Source organism: Bacillus sp. SG20033 (assembly GCF_044570195.1).
Lineage (GTDB): Bacteria > Bacillota > Bacilli > Bacillales > Bacillaceae > Bacillus > Bacillus subtilis.
In genome coordinates, this window is sequence record NZ_CP172606.1 from 1,659,336 (window position 1) to 1,676,779 (window position 17,444).

Annotated in this window: 14 protein-coding genes and 1 riboswitch; all 14 genes read left to right on the forward strand. The window is 42.8% G+C overall.

Going from position 1 to position 17,444, the window contains the following annotated elements:
- Nucleotides 1–119: 119 nt before the first annotated feature.
- The 14 genes from murG (at nt 120) to ylmB (ending at nt 17,416) form a co-directional block, all read left to right on the forward strand.
- Nucleotides 120–1,211 (forward strand): undecaprenyldiphospho-muramoylpentapeptide beta-N-acetylglucosaminyltransferase, encoded by a 1,092-nt coding sequence (gene murG, locus ACFVP7_RS08850; RefSeq protein WP_338733662.1) that lies wholly within the window; start codon nt 120–122, stop codon nt 1,209–1,211.
- Between the two features lie 31 nt (nt 1,212–1,242).
- Nucleotides 1,243–2,154: a UDP-N-acetylmuramate dehydrogenase gene (gene murB, locus ACFVP7_RS08855; RefSeq protein WP_003232182.1), complete on the forward strand. Its 912-nt coding sequence runs from the start codon at nt 1,243–1,245 to the stop codon at nt 2,152–2,154.
- Between the two features lie 129 nt (nt 2,155–2,283).
- Nucleotides 2,284–3,075, forward strand: a complete 792-nt coding sequence (gene divIB, locus ACFVP7_RS08860; protein WP_003232178.1) for a cell division protein DivIB — start codon at nt 2,284–2,286, stop codon at nt 3,073–3,075.
- Entirely contained in the window at nt 3,072–3,767 is a 696-nt protein-coding gene (locus tag ACFVP7_RS08865) for a DUF881 domain-containing protein (RefSeq protein ID WP_014476745.1), read from the forward strand. The genes divIB and ACFVP7_RS08865 overlap by 4 nt, the downstream gene beginning before the upstream one ends.
- A gap of 22 nt (nt 3,768–3,789) precedes the next feature.
- Nucleotides 3,790–4,497: a DUF881 domain-containing protein gene (locus ACFVP7_RS08870; protein ID WP_009967184.1), complete on the forward strand. Its 708-nt coding sequence runs from the start codon at nt 3,790–3,792 to the stop codon at nt 4,495–4,497.
- A 17-nt stretch (nt 4,498–4,514) separates the two neighbouring features.
- Nucleotides 4,515–4,880, forward strand: a complete 366-nt coding sequence (locus ACFVP7_RS08875; RefSeq protein WP_003238683.1) for a small basic family protein — start codon at nt 4,515–4,517, stop codon at nt 4,878–4,880.
- Between the two features lie 173 nt (nt 4,881–5,053).
- Complete coding sequence (ftsA, locus tag ACFVP7_RS08880; RefSeq protein WP_003232169.1) at nt 5,054–6,376, forward strand: cell division protein FtsA; 1,323 nt, start codon at nt 5,054–5,056, stop codon at nt 6,374–6,376.
- Nucleotides 6,377–6,411: 35 nt separating this feature from the next.
- Nucleotides 6,412–7,560 (forward strand): cell division protein FtsZ, encoded by a 1,149-nt coding sequence (gene ftsZ, locus ACFVP7_RS08885; protein ID WP_003232167.1) that lies wholly within the window; start codon nt 6,412–6,414, stop codon nt 7,558–7,560.
- 302 nt (nt 7,561–7,862) lie between these two features.
- Complete coding sequence (locus ACFVP7_RS08890) at nt 7,863–12,164, forward strand: bacillopeptidase F (protein WP_396583157.1); 4,302 nt, start codon at nt 7,863–7,865, stop codon at nt 12,162–12,164.
- A 194-nt stretch (nt 12,165–12,358) separates the two neighbouring features.
- Nucleotides 12,359–13,288, forward strand: coding sequence for a sigma-E processing peptidase SpoIIGA (gene spoIIGA / locus ACFVP7_RS08895; protein WP_338734148.1), 930 nt, complete (start codon nt 12,359–12,361; stop codon nt 13,286–13,288).
- Nucleotides 13,289–13,350: 62 nt separating this feature from the next.
- Nucleotides 13,351–14,070 carry an RNA polymerase sporulation sigma factor SigE gene (gene sigE, locus ACFVP7_RS08900; RefSeq protein WP_003221446.1) on the forward strand — a complete coding sequence of 240 codons (720 nt, stop codon included), beginning with the start codon at nt 13,351–13,353 and terminating at the stop codon, nt 14,068–14,070.
- A gap of 139 nt (nt 14,071–14,209) precedes the next feature.
- Entirely contained in the window at nt 14,210–14,992 is a 783-nt protein-coding gene (gene sigG, locus ACFVP7_RS08905) for an RNA polymerase sporulation sigma factor SigG (protein WP_009967190.1), read from the forward strand.
- 147 nt (nt 14,993–15,139) lie between these two features.
- Nucleotides 15,140–15,934, forward strand: a complete 795-nt coding sequence (locus ACFVP7_RS08910) for an ABC transporter ATP-binding protein (protein WP_014479731.1) — start codon at nt 15,140–15,142, stop codon at nt 15,932–15,934.
- A gap of 12 nt (nt 15,935–15,946) precedes the next feature.
- A riboswitch (TPP riboswitch) is annotated at nt 15,947–16,048 on the forward strand.
- An 87-nt stretch (nt 16,049–16,135) separates the two neighbouring features.
- The gene (ylmB, locus tag ACFVP7_RS08915) at nt 16,136–17,416 is read left to right on the forward strand and encodes an N-formyl-4-amino-5-aminomethyl-2-methylpyrimidine deformylase (protein ID WP_338733673.1); all 1,281 of its coding nucleotides are present in this window, start codon (nt 16,136–16,138) and stop codon (nt 17,414–17,416) included.
- Nucleotides 17,417–17,444 lie beyond the last annotated feature (28 nt).

The following is a 17,444-nucleotide window of genomic DNA, read 5'->3' on the forward strand; positions in this document are numbered from 1 at the left end:
GAATGTATGTCCATGCTTCCTGTCTAACATGAAGCTTGGAAACAATTGATGCGATAACCCTGTCCAACAAAACAGGGTTATCGTTATGTTATAGAGAAACTTAGACTGGGGGAAAAGAAATGCGAATTGCAATAAGCGGAGGCGGTACAGGGGGACATATTTATCCTGCGCTTGCTTTTATTAAAGAAGTGCAAAGACGTCATCCTAATGTGGAATTTTTATATATCGGAACAGAAAACGGACTGGAGAAAAAAATTGTTGAGCGGGAGAATATACCGTTTCGTTCAATTGACATTACAGGATTTAAAAGAAAATTGTCATTTGAAAATGTCAAGACTGTGATGCGTTTTCTGAAGGGCGTCAAAAAGAGTAAATCGTATTTAGCGGAATTTAAGCCCGATGCCGTAATTGGAACGGGCGGTTATGTATGCGGGCCGGTTGTTTATGCCGCTGCGAAAATGGGAATTCCGACTATTGTCCATGAACAAAACAGCCTGCCGGGCATCACGAATAAGTTTCTTTCAAAATATGTTAATAAAGTAGCGATTTGTTTTGAAGAAGCGAAATCACATTTTCCTAGCGAGAAAGTTGTATTTACGGGAAACCCGAGAGCCTCTGAAGTCGTCTCAATAAAGACGGGACGATCAATGGCTGAATTTGGGCTTTCTGAAGACAAAAAAACGGTCTTAATTTTCGGCGGAAGCCGAGGCGCTGCACCGATTAACCGCGCTGTCATTGACATGCAGGTTGCGCTGAAAACAAGAGACTATCAAGTGCTGTATATCACCGGTGAAGTTCACTATGAAAAAGTAATGAATGAGCTGAAAAGCAAGGGTGCCGCTGATAATATGGTCACAAAGCCGTTTCTTCATCAAATGCCTGAGTATTTAAAGGCCATTGATGTCATTGTGGCCAGAGCCGGTGCGACAACGATTGCCGAAATTACTGCTCTCGGAATCCCAAGTGTTCTGATCCCAAGTCCATATGTGACAGCGAATCACCAGGAGGTCAATGCGAGATCTCTTGGCCAGCATGATGCGGCGATTGTACTGAAAGAAACAGAGCTCAGCGGGGAGAAGCTGATTGAAGCGCTAGACCGGATTGTACTGAATGAGCAAACGTTAAAGGAAATGAGCGAACGAACAAAGTCACTTGGTGTTCCTGACGCGGCTGCCCGTTTATACAGCGTACTCGAGGAATTAAAAAAATAGTAGAAAAGCAAATGGAATGCGGAGGTTTACGATGGAGAAAGTGATACAGGAATTAAAAGAACGCGAAGTCGGCAAGGTTCTTGCAAATGAACCGCTCGCGAATCATACAACGATGAAAATCGGCGGACCTGCGGATGTATTGGTCATTCCAAGCAGTGTAGATGCTGTTAAAGACATCATGGACGTGATTAAAAAATATGATGTGAAGTGGACAGTCATCGGCCGCGGATCAAATCTTCTTGTTTTAGATGAAGGAATTAGAGGCGTAGTGATCAAGCTGGGTGCGGGTCTTGACCATTTGGAGCTTGAAGGGGAACAAGTAACAGTCGGAGGCGGTTATTCAGTGGTCCGCCTTGCTACATCATTGAGCAAAAAAGGTCTGTCCGGTTTGGAATTTGCTGCCGGCATTCCAGGATCAGTCGGCGGAGCGGTTTATATGAATGCCGGCGCTCACGGTTCTGATATGAGCGAGATCCTCGTCAAAGCGCATATTTTATTTGAAGACGGAACGATTGAGTGGCTGACAAATGAGCAGATGGATTTCAGCTATAGGACATCTGTACTGCAAAAGAAACGCCCGGGCGTTTGCCTTGAAGCTGTTTTGCAGCTGGAGCAGAAGGATAAGGAATCAATCGTTCAGCAAATGCAAAGCAATAAAGACTATAGAAAAAATACACAGCCGTATTCAAGCCCTTGTGCGGGAAGCATATTCAGAAATCCGCTTCCGAATCATGCCGGGAACCTTGTAGAAAAAGCGGGCTTGAAAGGATATCAAATCGGCGGTGCAAAGATATCGGAGATGCACGGAAACTTCATCGTCAATGCGGGGGGAGCATCAGCAAAAGATGTGCTTGATCTCATTGACCATGTGAAAAAGACAATCCGTGAAAAATACGAGATTGATATGCACACAGAGGTTGAAATCATCGGCGGAAATCGCTGATTCAAGTTCTGACTGAAGCTGTTCATATGATATACTGTAAGCAAACGACAAACGGCATCATAGTATGCCGTTTGTTTTGGAATAGACAGACTTTTAACAGCTGTTTCATTTGAATGAGGTGAACAGGCAATGAACCCGGGTCAAGACCGAGAAAAAATCGTTAACATTGAAGAACGTATCCCTAAAATTAAAGAGCAGAGGAAACAAAAGGCAAACCGCCGTCTCATTTCATTTATTATGCTCTTTTTTATTATGGTGCTGATCATTGTGTACCTGCAAACACCAATCAGTAAAGTGTCAACAATCTCTGTTACAGGGAATGAAAATGTATCAAAAAAGGAAATTATCGACCTTTCCGATATTAATAGCGGAGATACTGAGTTTTGGAGTTTGGACAAGCAAAAAACAGAAAAGAAGATTCAGCAAAATAAATTAGTGAAAAAAGCGGAGATCAGCAAATCGCTTCCTAATAAAATCAACATTGCAATCGAAGAATATAAAGCGATTGCTTATTTAGAAAAAGACGATGTGTACTATGAAGTGCTTGAAAACGGCTCAGTTCTGCCAAACGAAGTAACGCCAGATGATGCCGGACCGATTTTAGTGAATTGGACAAACGCGAAGAAGCGGTCTCAAATGGCCAAGCAGCTCGATGCATTGTCAAATTCGTTAAAACAGTCGATTTCAGAAATTTATTATACGCCTGTAAAAATGGATGAAAACCGTATTAAGTTGTACATGAACGACGGTTATGTTGTTACTGCATCTATTAAAACGTTTGCAGACCGAATGAAGACGTATCCTTCTATCATCTCACAGCTAAGCAGCAATAAAAAAGGAATCATTCATTTAGAAGTTGCCACCTATTTTGAAGAGTTTGGAAAAAACGATAAAGCTGCTAAAAAGGAAGATGAAAATTGAGGGGCAAATCAGCAGTCCTTCTTTCCTTGATTATGCTTATCGCAGGCTTTTTGATTTCATTTTCTTTTCAAATGACAAAAGAAAACAACAAAAGCGCGGCTGAGACGGAAGAGTGGAAAAAAGAATATGCGCTGAGAGATGAACTTCTGAAACAAGAGAAAGAAAATAAGAAGCTTGAAAAAGAATTATATCAAAAGCAAAACAAAGTCCGTCAGGCGGAAAATAAGCTGAAGAAAGAGAAGACGGAATACTATAATGTCCTCGAAGATACAGAAAAATACAGGATGTATATTGGGGAAGTCGGTGTGCAGGGAGAAGGCGTTGAGGTGACATTGGAAGATGCGTCATACATACCGGAAGGGGAGAATGTGAATAGTTACATCGTTCACGAAAGCCATATCTTCCAAGTAGTAAACGAACTGTATATCTCAGGAGCGGCAGCTGTCGCCGTTAATGGACAGCGTTTGACGCATGATTCGTATATCAAATGCAATGGTCCTGTGGTAACGGTAGACGGGGTGCAGCATCCCGCTCCGTTTACGGTATCCGCTATTGGAGATCCAGATGTCCTGCTGCCCTCGTTAAATATCGCAGGAGGCCTAATTGATCAGCTGTCAATGGATCATATTTCTGTGTCGGCAGAAAAAGAGAAAAACGTACAAATGAAACCGATTCTGAAAACGAAGGAATGACTGAAAAAGCGGGTGAAATAGATTGAAAATAAAGCGTTCCTTCATAAGCATCAGTGTGCTTATGGTCATCTTCGGCCTGATGATATCTGTTCAGTTTAATTCGTTAAAGCACCCCAAAGTCCGGGATACAAGAGATATGTGGGATATTAGGGAAGAGCTGACATCAGAGCAGAAGAAGCAGGAAAAGCTGCTGGCTGAAATAAACAAATATGACAAACTGCTGAATAGCTATTCGCAAACGAAAGAAATGACAAAAGAAACCGCGCTAAATAATACCTTGCAATCCTTAAAAAAAACAGCCGGCATGACCGATATAACAGGTAGCGGAATTGTCATTACGATTTCCCCGCTTTTTTCTGAAAGCTTAACAGGAGAGCCGATCGAAAATCCGCCTCCGGATTTGCTGAAAAAGCTGATTAATGAACTCAACTCCTACGGTGCAGAGCATATCTCGATTAACGAGCGAAGAGTTGTGAATCATACAGTCATCAGAGATATAAACGGCACTACAAAAATAGACGGATACGCCCTTGACGATTATCCTTTAACAGTAAAAGTGCTTGCCAAAGATCCGGACATGTTACACAGCAGAGTGAAGGGGTCAGGCCTTGAGGATCTTTTTGCATCTGAAAATTTAGCATTAAAAGCCGGTAAATCTGAAAGCAAACTAACATTAAAAGCATATGACAGACCACTGGACGTACAACAGCTGAAACTGCTTAAAGACTGAAAAGGAGGAGAATTGTCATGTGGCTGCCCGTGTTGGGACTGGTGCTCGGAATAGCGATTGGACTAATGACAAACTTAACGATACCGAGTGAATACTCAAACTATTTATCGCTTGCGGTGCTTGCCGCACTTGATACATTAATCGGCGGAATCAGGGCGCATTTACAAGGTACATATGATGAAATGGTATTTGTTTCCGGTTTCTTTTTTAATATTATATTGGCAATAAGTTTAGCTTTTCTGGGAGTCCATCTTGGTGTAGACTTGTATTTAGCAGGTATATTCGCATTTGGAGTCAGATTATTTCAGAATATAGCCGTTATCAGAAGAAATCTACTAACAAAGTGGACTCTTTCTAAAAAAAATAAAAAAAATGTGATATAAAAGAGGATATACATAGGATATAACGAATATTTTCAATAAACATAAAATGTGAAAAGCACATAAAAATATTCTGTTGTTATTTTTTGTTACACACTTGTAAAGCCACATTCATTGTATTGTTGTTCCGCAAATAATAGAATAGAAATGATCGAAATGTGAGGAGGTGCCATAGAATGAACAACAATGAACTTTACGTCAGTCTTGACATCGGTACGTCCAATACAAAAGTGATCGTCGGAGAAATGACAGATGATTCCCTTAATATTATCGGTGTGGGAAATGTACCGTCTGAAGGGTTGAAAAAAGGCTCAATCGTTGATATAGATGAGACCGTTCATTCTATAAGAAAAGCGTTTGACCAAGCTGAAAGAATGGTAGGTTTTCCGCTTAGAAAAGCTATTGTCGGCGTTAATGGAAATTATATCAATATTCAAGATACAAACGGTGTTGTAGCAGTTTCCAGTGAAAATAAAGAAATTCAGGTTGAAGATGTACGCCGTGTCATGGAGGCGGCACAGGTTGTTTCCGTACCGCATGAACAGCTGATTGTTGACGTCATTCCTAAACAGTTTATCGTAGATGGAAGAGATGAAATCACCGACCCGAAAAAAATGCTGGGTGTGCGTTTAGAAGTAGAGGGCACCTTGATCACCGGTTCAAAAACAATCTTACATAACTTACTCCGCTGCGTTGAAAGAGCTGGTATTGAAATAACTGATATTTGCCTTCAGCCGCTGGCAGCAGGTTCTGCTGCATTATCAAAGGACGAGAAAAACCTTGGTGTGGCTCTCATTGATATAGGGGGAGGGTCAACAACTATTGCCGTATTCCAGAACGGACATCTCACTTCTACCCGTGTCATTCCTCTCGGAGGCGAAAATATCACCAAAGATATCTCCATCGGATTGAGAACGTCAACAGAAGAAGCAGAACGCGTGAAAAAGCAATTTGGACATGCCTACTATGACGAAGCCTCGGAAGATGAAATATTTGAGGTAACCGTTATAGGCACCAATCAAAAACAAACATTTACACAGCAAGAAGCAGCGAATATCATTGAAGCGAGAGTAGAGGAAATTCTTGAAATTGTTTCAGAAGAGCTTCGCAGTATGGGAATTACCGATCTGCCGGGAGGCTTCGTGCTGACAGGAGGACAAGCAGCTATGCCGGGTGTCATGTCTTTGGCACAGGATGTGCTGCAAAACAATGTCAGAGTGGCAAGCCCGAATTATATCGGTGTAAGAGATCCTCAATATATGACGGGAGTGGGCCTGATCCAATTCGCCTGCCGGAATGCAAGAATCCAAGGCAGAAAAATAGGCTTTAAGATGCCTGAAGAAGCGATACAGGAAATCGCAGTCTCATCATCTGAGGAACAAGAGCAGCATCATCACCAAAATGAGGTGCAGCAGCGGCCAAAAGGAAAACAAAAAACACAAGCCGAACATAATAAACAGAGCAAAATGAAAAAACTATTAAGCATGTTTTGGGAATAGATAGATAGTCATTCGGCAGATTAGGAGGATTTAGCATGTTGGAGTTCGAAACAAACATAGACGGCTTAGCATCAATTAAAGTAATCGGAGTAGGAGGCGGCGGAAACAACGCCGTTAACCGAATGATTGAAAATGAAGTGCAAGGAGTAGAGTATATCGCGGTAAACACGGACGCTCAAGCTCTTAACCTGTCAAAAGCAGAAGTGAAAATGCAAATCGGCGCAAAGCTGACTAGAGGATTGGGAGCAGGTGCGAATCCGGAAGTCGGGAAAAAAGCTGCTGAAGAAAGCAAAGAGCAGATTGAAGAAGCACTTAAAGGTGCTGACATGGTATTCGTGACAGCTGGTATGGGCGGCGGAACAGGAACAGGTGCCGCACCGGTTATCGCACAAATCGCGAAAGACTTAGGCGCATTAACTGTCGGCGTTGTGACAAGACCGTTTACCTTCGAAGGACGCAAAAGACAGCTTCAGGCTGCAGGCGGAATCTCGGCAATGAAAGAAGCGGTGGATACACTGATCGTGATCCCGAACGACCGTATCCTTGAAATTGTTGATAAAAACACACCGATGCTTGAAGCATTCCGTGAAGCGGATAACGTACTTCGCCAAGGGGTTCAAGGTATTTCTGACTTGATTGCTACACCTGGTCTTATCAACCTTGACTTTGCTGATGTGAAAACAATCATGTCAAACAAAGGATCTGCTTTGATGGGTATCGGTATTGCTACTGGGGAAAATCGCGCGGCAGAGGCAGCAAAAAAAGCAATTTCCAGCCCGCTTCTTGAAGCGGCCATTGACGGTGCGCAAGGCGTCCTCATGAACATCACTGGAGGAACAAACCTCAGCCTATATGAGGTTCAAGAAGCAGCAGACATTGTCGCTTCGGCGTCTGATCAAGACGTAAACATGATTTTCGGTTCTGTTATTAATGAAAATCTAAAAGATGAGATTGTGGTGACAGTGATTGCAACCGGCTTTATCGAACAAGAGAAGGACGTGACGAAGCCTCAGCGTCCAAGCTTAAATCAAAGCATCAAAACACACAATCAAAGTGTTCCGAAGCGTGAGCCAAAACGTGAGGAGCCTCAGCAGCAGAACACAGTAAGCCGTCATACTTCACAGCCGGCTGATGATACGCTTGACATCCCGACATTCTTAAGAAACCGTAATAAACGCGGCTAATGTAAAGGACAAAATCGTTTTCGATTTTGTCCTTTTTTGTTTTTCTCTTCACACTTTCCTTCTTATAAAGTCTTTTTCCCTATTGCTTCCTTCGCTTAGTAACAAAACAGATAATTAGACCCATTTATTTTTGTGACATTTTTATCATTTTCATATATATGGAAATTGAATGACATGAAACGACAATATCTGTAATTCAGATTGTCTACAGTTAATATACAGCGATGTTCTGACAAACCATTCATTATTAAAAGGAGGGACGACACTTTTTTTAAAAAGCATGTTGAAAAAGGGGGATGAAAATGAGGAAAAAAACGAAAAACAGACTCATCAGCTCTGTTTTAAGTACAGTTGTCATCAGTTCACTGCTGTTTCCGGGAGCAGCCGGGGCAAGCAGTAAAGTCACCTCACCTTCTGTTAAAAAGGAGCTTCAATCTGCGGAATCCATTCAAAACAAGATTTCGAGTTCATTAAAGAAAAGCTTTAAAAAGAAAGAAAAAACGACTTTTCTGATTAAATTTAAAGATCAGGCTAACACAGAAAAAGCGGCAAAAGCGGCTGTTAAAAAAGCGAAATCGAAGAAGCTGTCTGCCGCTAAGACGGAATATCAAAAGCGTTCTGCTGTTGTGTCTTCTTTAAAAGTCACAGCCGATGAATCCCAGCAAGATGTCCTAAAATACTTGAACACCCAGAAAGATAAAGGAAATGCAGACCAAATTCATTCTTATTATGTGGTGAACGGGATTGCTGTTCATGCCTCAAAAGAGGTTATGGAAAAAGTGGCGCAGTTTCCGGAAGTGGAAAAGGTGCTTCCTAATGAGAAACGGCAGCTTTTTAAGTCATCCTCCCCATTTAATATGAAAAAAGCACAGAAAGCTATTAAAGCAACTGACGGTGTGGAATGGAATGTAGACCAAATCGGTGCCCCAAAAGCTTGGGCACTTGGATATGATGGAACTGGCACGGTTGTTGCGTCCATTGATACCGGGGTGGAATGGAATCATCCGGCATTAAAAGAGAAATATCGCGGGTATAATCCGGAAAATCCTAATGAGCCTGAAAATGAAATGAACTGGTATGATGCCGTAGCAGGCGAGGCAAGCCCTTATGATGATTTGGCTCATGGAACCCATGTGACAGGCACGATGGTGGGCTCTGAACCTGATGGAACAAATCAAATCGGTGTAGCGCCTGGCGCAAAATGGATTGCTGTTAAAGCGTTCTCTGAAGATGGCGGCACTGATGCTGACATTTTGGAAGCTGGTGAATGGGTTTTAGCACCAAAGGACGCGGAAGGAAATCCCCACCCGGAAATGGCTCCTGATGTTGTCAATAACTCATGGGGAGGGGGCTCTGGACTTGATGAATGGTACAGAGACATGGTCAATGCCTGGCGTGCGGCCGATATTTTCCCTGAGTTTTCAGCGGGGAATACGGATCTCTTTATTCCCGGCGGGCCTGGTTCTATCGCAAATCCGGCAAACTATCCAGAATCGTTTGCAACTGGTGCGACTGATATCAATAAAAAGCTCGCTGACTTTTCTCTTCAAGGGCCATCTCCATATGATGAAATAAAGCCGGAAATATCTGCACCGGGCGTTAATATTCGTTCATCCGTTCCCGGTCAGACATATGAGGATGGTTGGGACGGCACATCAATGGCAGGGCCGCATGTATCCGCTGTTGCTGCACTGCTAAAACAGGCGAATGCCTCACTTTCTGTTGATGAGATGGAGGATATATTAACCAGCACGGCTGAACCGCTCACGGATTCAACATTTCCTGATTCACCGAATAACGGATATGGCCATGGTCTGGTGAATGCTTTTGATGCTGTATCCGCTGTTACAGATGGTTTAGGGAAAGCGGAAGGACAAGTTTCTGTAGAGGGGGATGACCAAGAGCCTCCTGCCTATCAGCATGAGAAAGTAACTGAAGCTTATGAGGGTGGCAGGCTGCCACTGACTTTGACAGCTGAAGACAATGTGAGTGTGACATCTGTAAAGCTGTCCTACAAGCTTGATCAAGGTGAATGGACAGAAATAACGGCTAAACGAATCAGCGGTGATCATCTAAAAGGAACGTATCAGGCAGAGATCCCAGATATAAAAGGAACTAAACTAAGCTATAAGTGGATGATTCACGATTTTGGCGGTCATGTCGTTTCGTCTGACATATACGATGTAACAGTGAAACCAAGCATCACGGCGGGATATAAGCAGGACTTTGAAACTGCACCCGGCGGCTGGGTTGCGAGCGGAACAAATAATAACTGGGAATGGGGAGTTCCGTCAACTGGCCCAAATACAGCAGCATCCGGAGAAAAAGTATATGGAACGAATTTGACAGGAAATTATGCCAACTCAGCAAACATGAACCTTGTTATGCCTCCTGTTAAAGTACCTGATTCAGGAAGTTTGTTCCTTCAATTTAAAAGCTGGCACAATTTAGAGGATGATTTTGATTACGGCTACGTTTTTGTTCTTCCGGAAGGTGAAAAGAATTGGGAGCAGGCTGGTGTCTATAACGGAAAGACATCAAGCTGGACGGACGAAGAAATTGATTTATCGGCTTATAAAGGTCAAAACATTCAAGTGATGTTTAACCTTCAATCAGATGAAAGCATTGCAAAAGAGGGCTGGTACATTGATGATGTAGTGCTTTCTGACAAATCAGCCGGAAAAACAGTCAAAAAGAATAAGCTGGGCGTCGAAAAGCCGTCTGGAAAGCAAAAGAAAAAGCCAGTAAATCCGAAAAAGGCTAAGCCATCTGCAAACACAGCGGTAAAACATCAGAACAAGGCTATACAGCCTCAAGTTTTGCCGCTCAGGGCACAAGTCAGTGTAGTGGAAACAGGAAAATCAACATATTCAGATCAATCCACAGGGCAGTACACGCTGAAGCACAAAGCGGGAGACTATACGCTTATGGCAGAAGCATATGGTTATCAGTCGAAAACACAAAAAGTATCTTTAAAGACGGATCAGACGACACAAGCTAATTTTACGTTAGAAGAGATGAAGAAGGGCACATTAAAAGGCACGGTCATCAATAAAACGACAGGAGAGCCGGTAAAAGGCGCTTCCGTTTATGTTGTAGAGGATGCTGCGGTGGAACCGGCTATGACAAACGATAAAGGTGAATATACGCTGGAGGCCTATGAAGGCGCTTATACGATTAAAGTCGCTGCACCGGGTTATTACAGTGATGAATTTTCCGTTGAGTTAAAAGGTGATGTTACAAAAGAAACTGCATTGAAGCCTTTCGTCGGTTATCCGGGTGAAATTGCATATGATGACGGAACAGCGGAGAATGCCAATTCCTATTTTGCTGCCGGTAACGGATGGGCGGTAAAAATGACGCTGGCTGACGGCAAGGACAAAGGCATGCTTACAGGAGGGCTGTTCAGATTCTGGGATACAGAGTTCCCAGATCCAGGCGGTACAGAGTTTAAGGTTGAGGTATATGATGCTACAGGAAAAGACGGAGCACCGGGCAAGAAAATTGCCGGGCCATTTAACGCTGAAGCTCTTCGCAATGGCGAGTGGACTAAGGTAGATCTCAGTTCAAAAGGGATTATGGTCGATAAAGACTTTTATCTCGTATATATCCAGTCGAAACCTGACCCGTATTCACCTGGACTGGCAATGGATGAAACCGGCCAGAATTCCGGCCGCAACTGGCAGTATATAGGTGGACAATGGGAGCCGGGTGACGAAGCAGACGGCAACTATATGATTCGCGCATTAGTTGATTACGAAGCTGCTGTACCTGAGATTATTTCACCGACAGACAAGTCATACACAAATAAGGAGAACGTCACTGTAAAAGGAAAAGCTTCTCCTGGTACAACGGTACACATTTATAATGGAGAGAAAGAGGCAGGAGAAACGAAAGCTGCTGCGGATGGCACGTTCCATGCAGGCATCACACTCAACAAGGGTGAAAATGAGCTGACGGCAACTGCATCAACTGACAACGGAACAACAGATGCCTCCAGCCCAATCACGGTCACGCTTGATCAAGAAAAGCCTGAGTTAACGCTGGACACTCCAAAGGATGGCGGGAAAACAAATAAAGAAACGCTGACTGTCAAAGGGGCTGTATCCGATGACAATCTGAAAGACGTCAAGGTGAATGGCAAAAAAGCAACAATAACCGATGGTTCATACTCAGCCCGGATTCTTTTGGAGAATGGAAGCAATGAAATCAAGGTGATTGCTACAGACTTAGCAGGCAACAAAACGACGAAAAAGGCTGTCATTGATGTCAATTTTGATAAGCCTGTCATTTCCGGCTTAATTCCGGGAGAGGATAAAAACTTAAAAGCCGGTGAATCTGTGAAAATCGCTTTCTCAAGCGCTGAGGATTTAGATGCAACGTTTATCATTCGTATGCCGCTGACCAATGCAAGAGCGAGTGTGCAAAACGCCACCGAACTCCCGTTAAGAGAAATTTCTCCGGGAAGATATGAAGGCTATTGGACAGCCACTTCTTCTATTAAAGCAAAAGGAGCAAAAGTAGAAGTGATCGTACGAGATGATTATGGAAATGAAACAAGAAAAACTGCGAATGGAAAACTTAATATCAACACAGAAAATTAAGTGGAAAAAAGCTGCCGTCATTGGCAGCTTTTTTATATATCCTCTCAGTACACTTCCTCGACAAATTAAGCAGATTTCCCTGAAAAATTGTATTTTCCTCTCAACATTAATTGACAGACTTTCCCACAGAGCTTGCTTTATACTTATGAAGCAAGAAGGGGAACAGCGTGAGGCAAGAAAGAAAGGAGTCAGATGTGAAAATCTATTTAGATGTCATTTGGCTGTTAAACTTTTGTTTTGATGCACTTTTGCTTTTGCTCACGGCATTTATTTTAAAACGGCATGTAAAAAAAAGAAGACTGGTAGGCGGAGCGTTCATCGGTTCCAGTATTGTCCTTTTGATGTTTACTCCTTTTTCGCCGATTGTTGAACATCCGGCTGGGAAGCTAGCTTTTTCAGTTGTGATTGTGGTGGTGACATTTGGCTTTAAAAGATTTCGGTTTTTCTTTCAAAATTTGTTTTCCTTTTATTTTGTCACTTTTTTAATGGGGGGAGGAATTATCGGAGCCCATTCTTTGCTGCAGTCAAATTCTATTGTTCAAAACGGTGTCATGATTACCAATCAAACAGGGTTTGGAGACCCGATCAGCTGGTTGTTTATTGTTGGTGGCTTTCCAGCATTATGGTTTTTTTCTAAAAGAAGAATTGAAGATATTGAAACAAAAAACATTCAATATGAGGAACGAGTCAGCGTGCAGGCAGATTTGGGCAGCCAAACACTTCATGTCAGAGGCCTGATTGATTCCGGTAATCAGCTGTACGATCCTCTTACAAAAACACCGGTAATGATCATTTACATTGATAAACTGGAGCCGATTTTCGGAACAGCCGAAACGATGATCATTCGAAACACAGACCCATTGGAAGCCATCGAACAGCTCGATGATTCCTTTCGCTTTTTAGATAAAATGAGGTTGATTCCATACAGGGGAGTTGGTCAGCAAAATCAATTTTTATTATGCGTTAAACCGGATCACGTAACGATTATGACAAAAAAAGAAATGATCTCTGCAGATAAATGTTTAATCGGCATCAGCACAACAAAGCTGTCGGCAGATGGAGAGTTTGACGCGATTATTCATCCGAAAATGCTTTCGGGCAAGGCTGTCAAACACGTTTCATAATGTTCGCAAATGTCCGTTACTTATCATACTCAAACGGCGTGACATTTAGAAGGGAGAGGAAGATGAAAAAACTGAAATTACGGTTGACGCACCTCTGGTATAAGCTGCTGATGAAACTTGGGCTGAAAAGTGATGAAGTCTATTACATAGGCGGGAGTGAAGCCCTGCCGCCTCCATTATCTAAAGATGAGGAGCAGGTTTTGTTAATGAAGCTCCCAAACGGCGATCAGGCGGCGCGCGCCATTCTAATTGAACGCAATTTGCGTCTGGTCGTATATATCGCCCGTAAATTTGAAAATACGGGAATTAATATAGAGGATTTAATCAGCATCGGTACCATCGGTCTAATCAAAGCCGTGAATACATTCAATCCAGAAAAGAAAATCAAGCTTGCTACCTATGCCTCCCGGTGTATAGAAAATGAAATCCTGATGTATTTAAGAAGAAATAACAAAATCCGTTCAGAGGTTTCCTTTGATGAACCGCTTAATATTGATTGGGACGGCAATGAGCTTTTGCTTTCTGATGTGCTCGGCACTGACGATGACATCATCACTAAAGACATAGAAGCTAACGTCGATAAAAAGCTTTTGAAAAAAGCGCTTGAACAGCTTAATGAGAGAGAAAAGCAAATCATGGAGCTGCGGTTTGGGCTTGTCGGTGAAGAAGAAAAAACCCAAAAGGATGTAGCGGATATGATGGGGATTTCTCAGTCTTATATTTCGCGGCTTGAGAAAAGAATTATAAAAAGATTGAGAAAAGAGTTCAACAAAATGGTGTAAAAAATTTTATGGTTAGAACCCCTTGATTTTACAGGGATTTCCTGATTTCGACAGTTTTTCGGTCTGAGTGCAGTGCATATTTTTCCCACCCAAGGAGATACTTAACGTTGTACAGCAGCTCCTGTAGGGAGGGAAAAAAGTGTCGAGAAATAAAGTCGAAATCTGCGGGGTGGATACCTCCAAATTACCAGTACTCAAGAATGAAGAGATGAGAAAGCTGTTTAGGCAGCTGCAGGATGAAGGCGATGATTCAGCAAGAGAAAAGCTTGTAAACGGGAACTTGCGTCTTGTCTTAAGTGTCATTCAACGATTTAATAACAGAGGGGAGTATGTTGATGACTTATTTCAAGTCGGCTGCATCGGACTAATGAAATCCATTGATAATTTTGACCTAAGCCACAATGTTAAGTTTTCAACATACGCTGTACCTATGATTATCGGAGAGATCCGCAGGTATTTACGCGATAATAACCCGATCCGTGTCTCAAGATCACTCCGGGACATCGCTTACAAGGCGCTTCAGGTAAGAGAGCGGTTAATCAGTGAGACAAGCAAGGAGCCGACTGCAGAAGACATCGCAAAAGTTCTTGAAGTACCGCATGAGGAAATTGTATTTGCGCTTGATGCCATCCAGGATCCGGTTTCTCTATTTGAACCGATCTATAACGACGGCGGAGACCCGATCTATGTGATGGACCAAATCAGTGATGAGCGTAATACAGATTCACAATGGATTGAAGAGCTGGCTTTAAAAGAGGGCATGAGAAGGCTGAACGATAGGGAAAAAATGATTTTGAGAAAGCGATTCTTCCAAGGGAAAACCCAAATGGAAGTCGCCGAGGAAATCGGAATTTCCCAGGCGCAGGTGTCCAGACTTGAAAAAGCGGCTATCAAACAAATGAATAAAAATATTCATCAATAATGAAAAGCCTTTAAAACGATGTTGTTTTAAAGGCTTTTCTATTGATTACGGATGGTTTACGTTTTGGAAAAAGTAAGGTATCCTAGTTCGTACAAACTTTTATGAAAATTAAAACAATTATAAAAGGCAATAAAGAGGAGGACCACGATGATTTTGCAGCTTGACAATGTCTCACTAAAACGGAATGGGAAATGGATACTGAGAGATATTCATTGGAAGGTGGAAGAAAAGGAAAATTGGGTGCTTTACGGCCTAAATGGCGCCGGGAAGACAGCGCTGTTAAATATGCTTTGCTCTTATTATTTTCCAACATCAGGCGAGATGCAGGTGCTTGGCCATGAATTTGGCAAAACAGAGCTTGGGGAAAAGCTCAGACGTAAAATTGGCCTCGTCTCAGCAGCTCTTCAGCAAAAATTGTATCCGGCAGATTCAGCCTTTGAAATTGCTTTGAGCGGAGCTTACGCTTCGATTGGGTTATATGAAACGCCAAGTAAGGAAACCAGGGAAAAAGCGATTGGTTTGTTAGAGGACTTGGGAGCAATTGAATATGCCGATCGCCGCTATGAAACCCTTTCTCAAGGGGAAAAACAAAGAGCGTTGATTGCTAGAGCACTAATGGCCGATCCGGAGTTGCTGATACTGGATGAACCAGTCACAGGGCTGGATTTTATTGCCCGGGAAAAGTTGTTAGATACGATTACATACATTGCAAACAAAGAAAATGCACCATCTATCCTTTATGTGACTCATCATGCTGAAGAAATTTTGCCTGTCTTTGATAAAGCCCTTTTATTAAAACAGGGAGAGGTCTTTGGATCCGGAGAAATAAAGGAAATGCTTACTGATCAAGTACTTTCCGCTTTTTTTGATACGCCAATCCATGTATTATGGAATCAGGATCGGCCGTTTTTAACAAGAGCTGAGCCGATAACGAATGCCTGACAAACATATATAGATTCATCCTAGGGGTGCTTTACGAAGCTGAGAGAGACTTTGTCTCAACCCTTTTGACCTGATCTGGATCATGCCAGCGGAGGGAAGCGGTGAAAAGCGGAGTACATCGGACTTCGTTTGTTTTTATTAAGCCGTTTCATCACATTTGAAACGGCTTTTTTGATTTTAAAGAATAGGAGCGGATTTACATTGGATCAACAAATAGACTCTTTGCAAAAAAAAGTGGAAGAACAAAAGGAGGAGCTTATTCAGCTTGCAAAAACGCTGATTTCTTATCAAACACCCGCTCCGCCTGCAAGAAATACAGAGGGCATTCAGTCATGGATTGCGGGATTTTTAAATGAATTGGGATTCTCGATCGACAAATGGGATGTGTACCCTGGAGATCCCAATGTTGTCGGCAAGCTAAAGGGAACAGATTCAGCAGATTATTACAGCCTGATTATCAATGGTCATGTAGATGTGGCAGAGGTAAAAGAGGATGAAGAATGGGAGCGCGATCCGTTTCATCCAATTGAAAAAAACGGTCTCTTAATCGGGCGAGGCGCTTCCGATATGAAGGGCGGAATGGCTTGTGTGCTGTTTGCTGTCAAATTAATTCGTGAAGCCGGCATTGAACTTCCAGGTGATCTGATTTTGCAATCGGTTATTGGGGAGGAAGTTGGAGAAGCCGGCACACTTGAATGCTGCAAGAGGGGCTACCACGCTGATTTTGCAATTGTCGCGGATACGAGCGATATGCATATTCAAGGCCAAGGCGGTGTCATTACAGGCTGGATCGAAATCAAAAGCAGTCAAACATTTCATGATGGAACGAGAAGGAATATGATTCACGCAGGCGGAGGAACATTCGGAGCAAGCGCAATTGAAAAAATGGCGAAAATCATTGCGGGGCTCGGTGAACTTGAGCGCCACTGGTCTATTATGAAAAGTTATCCCGGCTTTAAACCTGGAACAAATACAATTAACCCGGCTGTTATAGAAGGCGGCAGACATGCGGCTTTTATAGCGGACGAATGCCGGCTGTGGATCACAGTCCATTTTTATCCGAATGAAACTCATGACCAAGTGGCAGCGGAAATAGAAGATTACGTCAATCGGCTGAGTGACAGTGATATTTGGCTTAGGGAAAACCGCCCTGTATTCAAGTGGGGAGGCTCATCTATGATAGAAGACAGAGGAGAAATTTTTCCGGCATTGGAAGTTGACCCTGGCCACCCAGGCGTCTTAGCGCTAACTGCCTCTCATGAGAAAGTGAAACGGGAGTGTCCAATTATTGACGTTTCTCAATCAGTTACAGATGGCGGATGGCTGTATGATGCCGGTATTCCATGCGTAATATACGGTCCTGGAGATCTGCACAATGCACACTCTGTGAACGAGAAGGTATCGATTGAGCAGCTAGTAGAGTATACAAAAATTATACTCGATTTTATCATCAGCTGGTGCAGCCGGAAAAAAGAACAATGACATGAAAATTTCTTCTTGCTGACAAGGT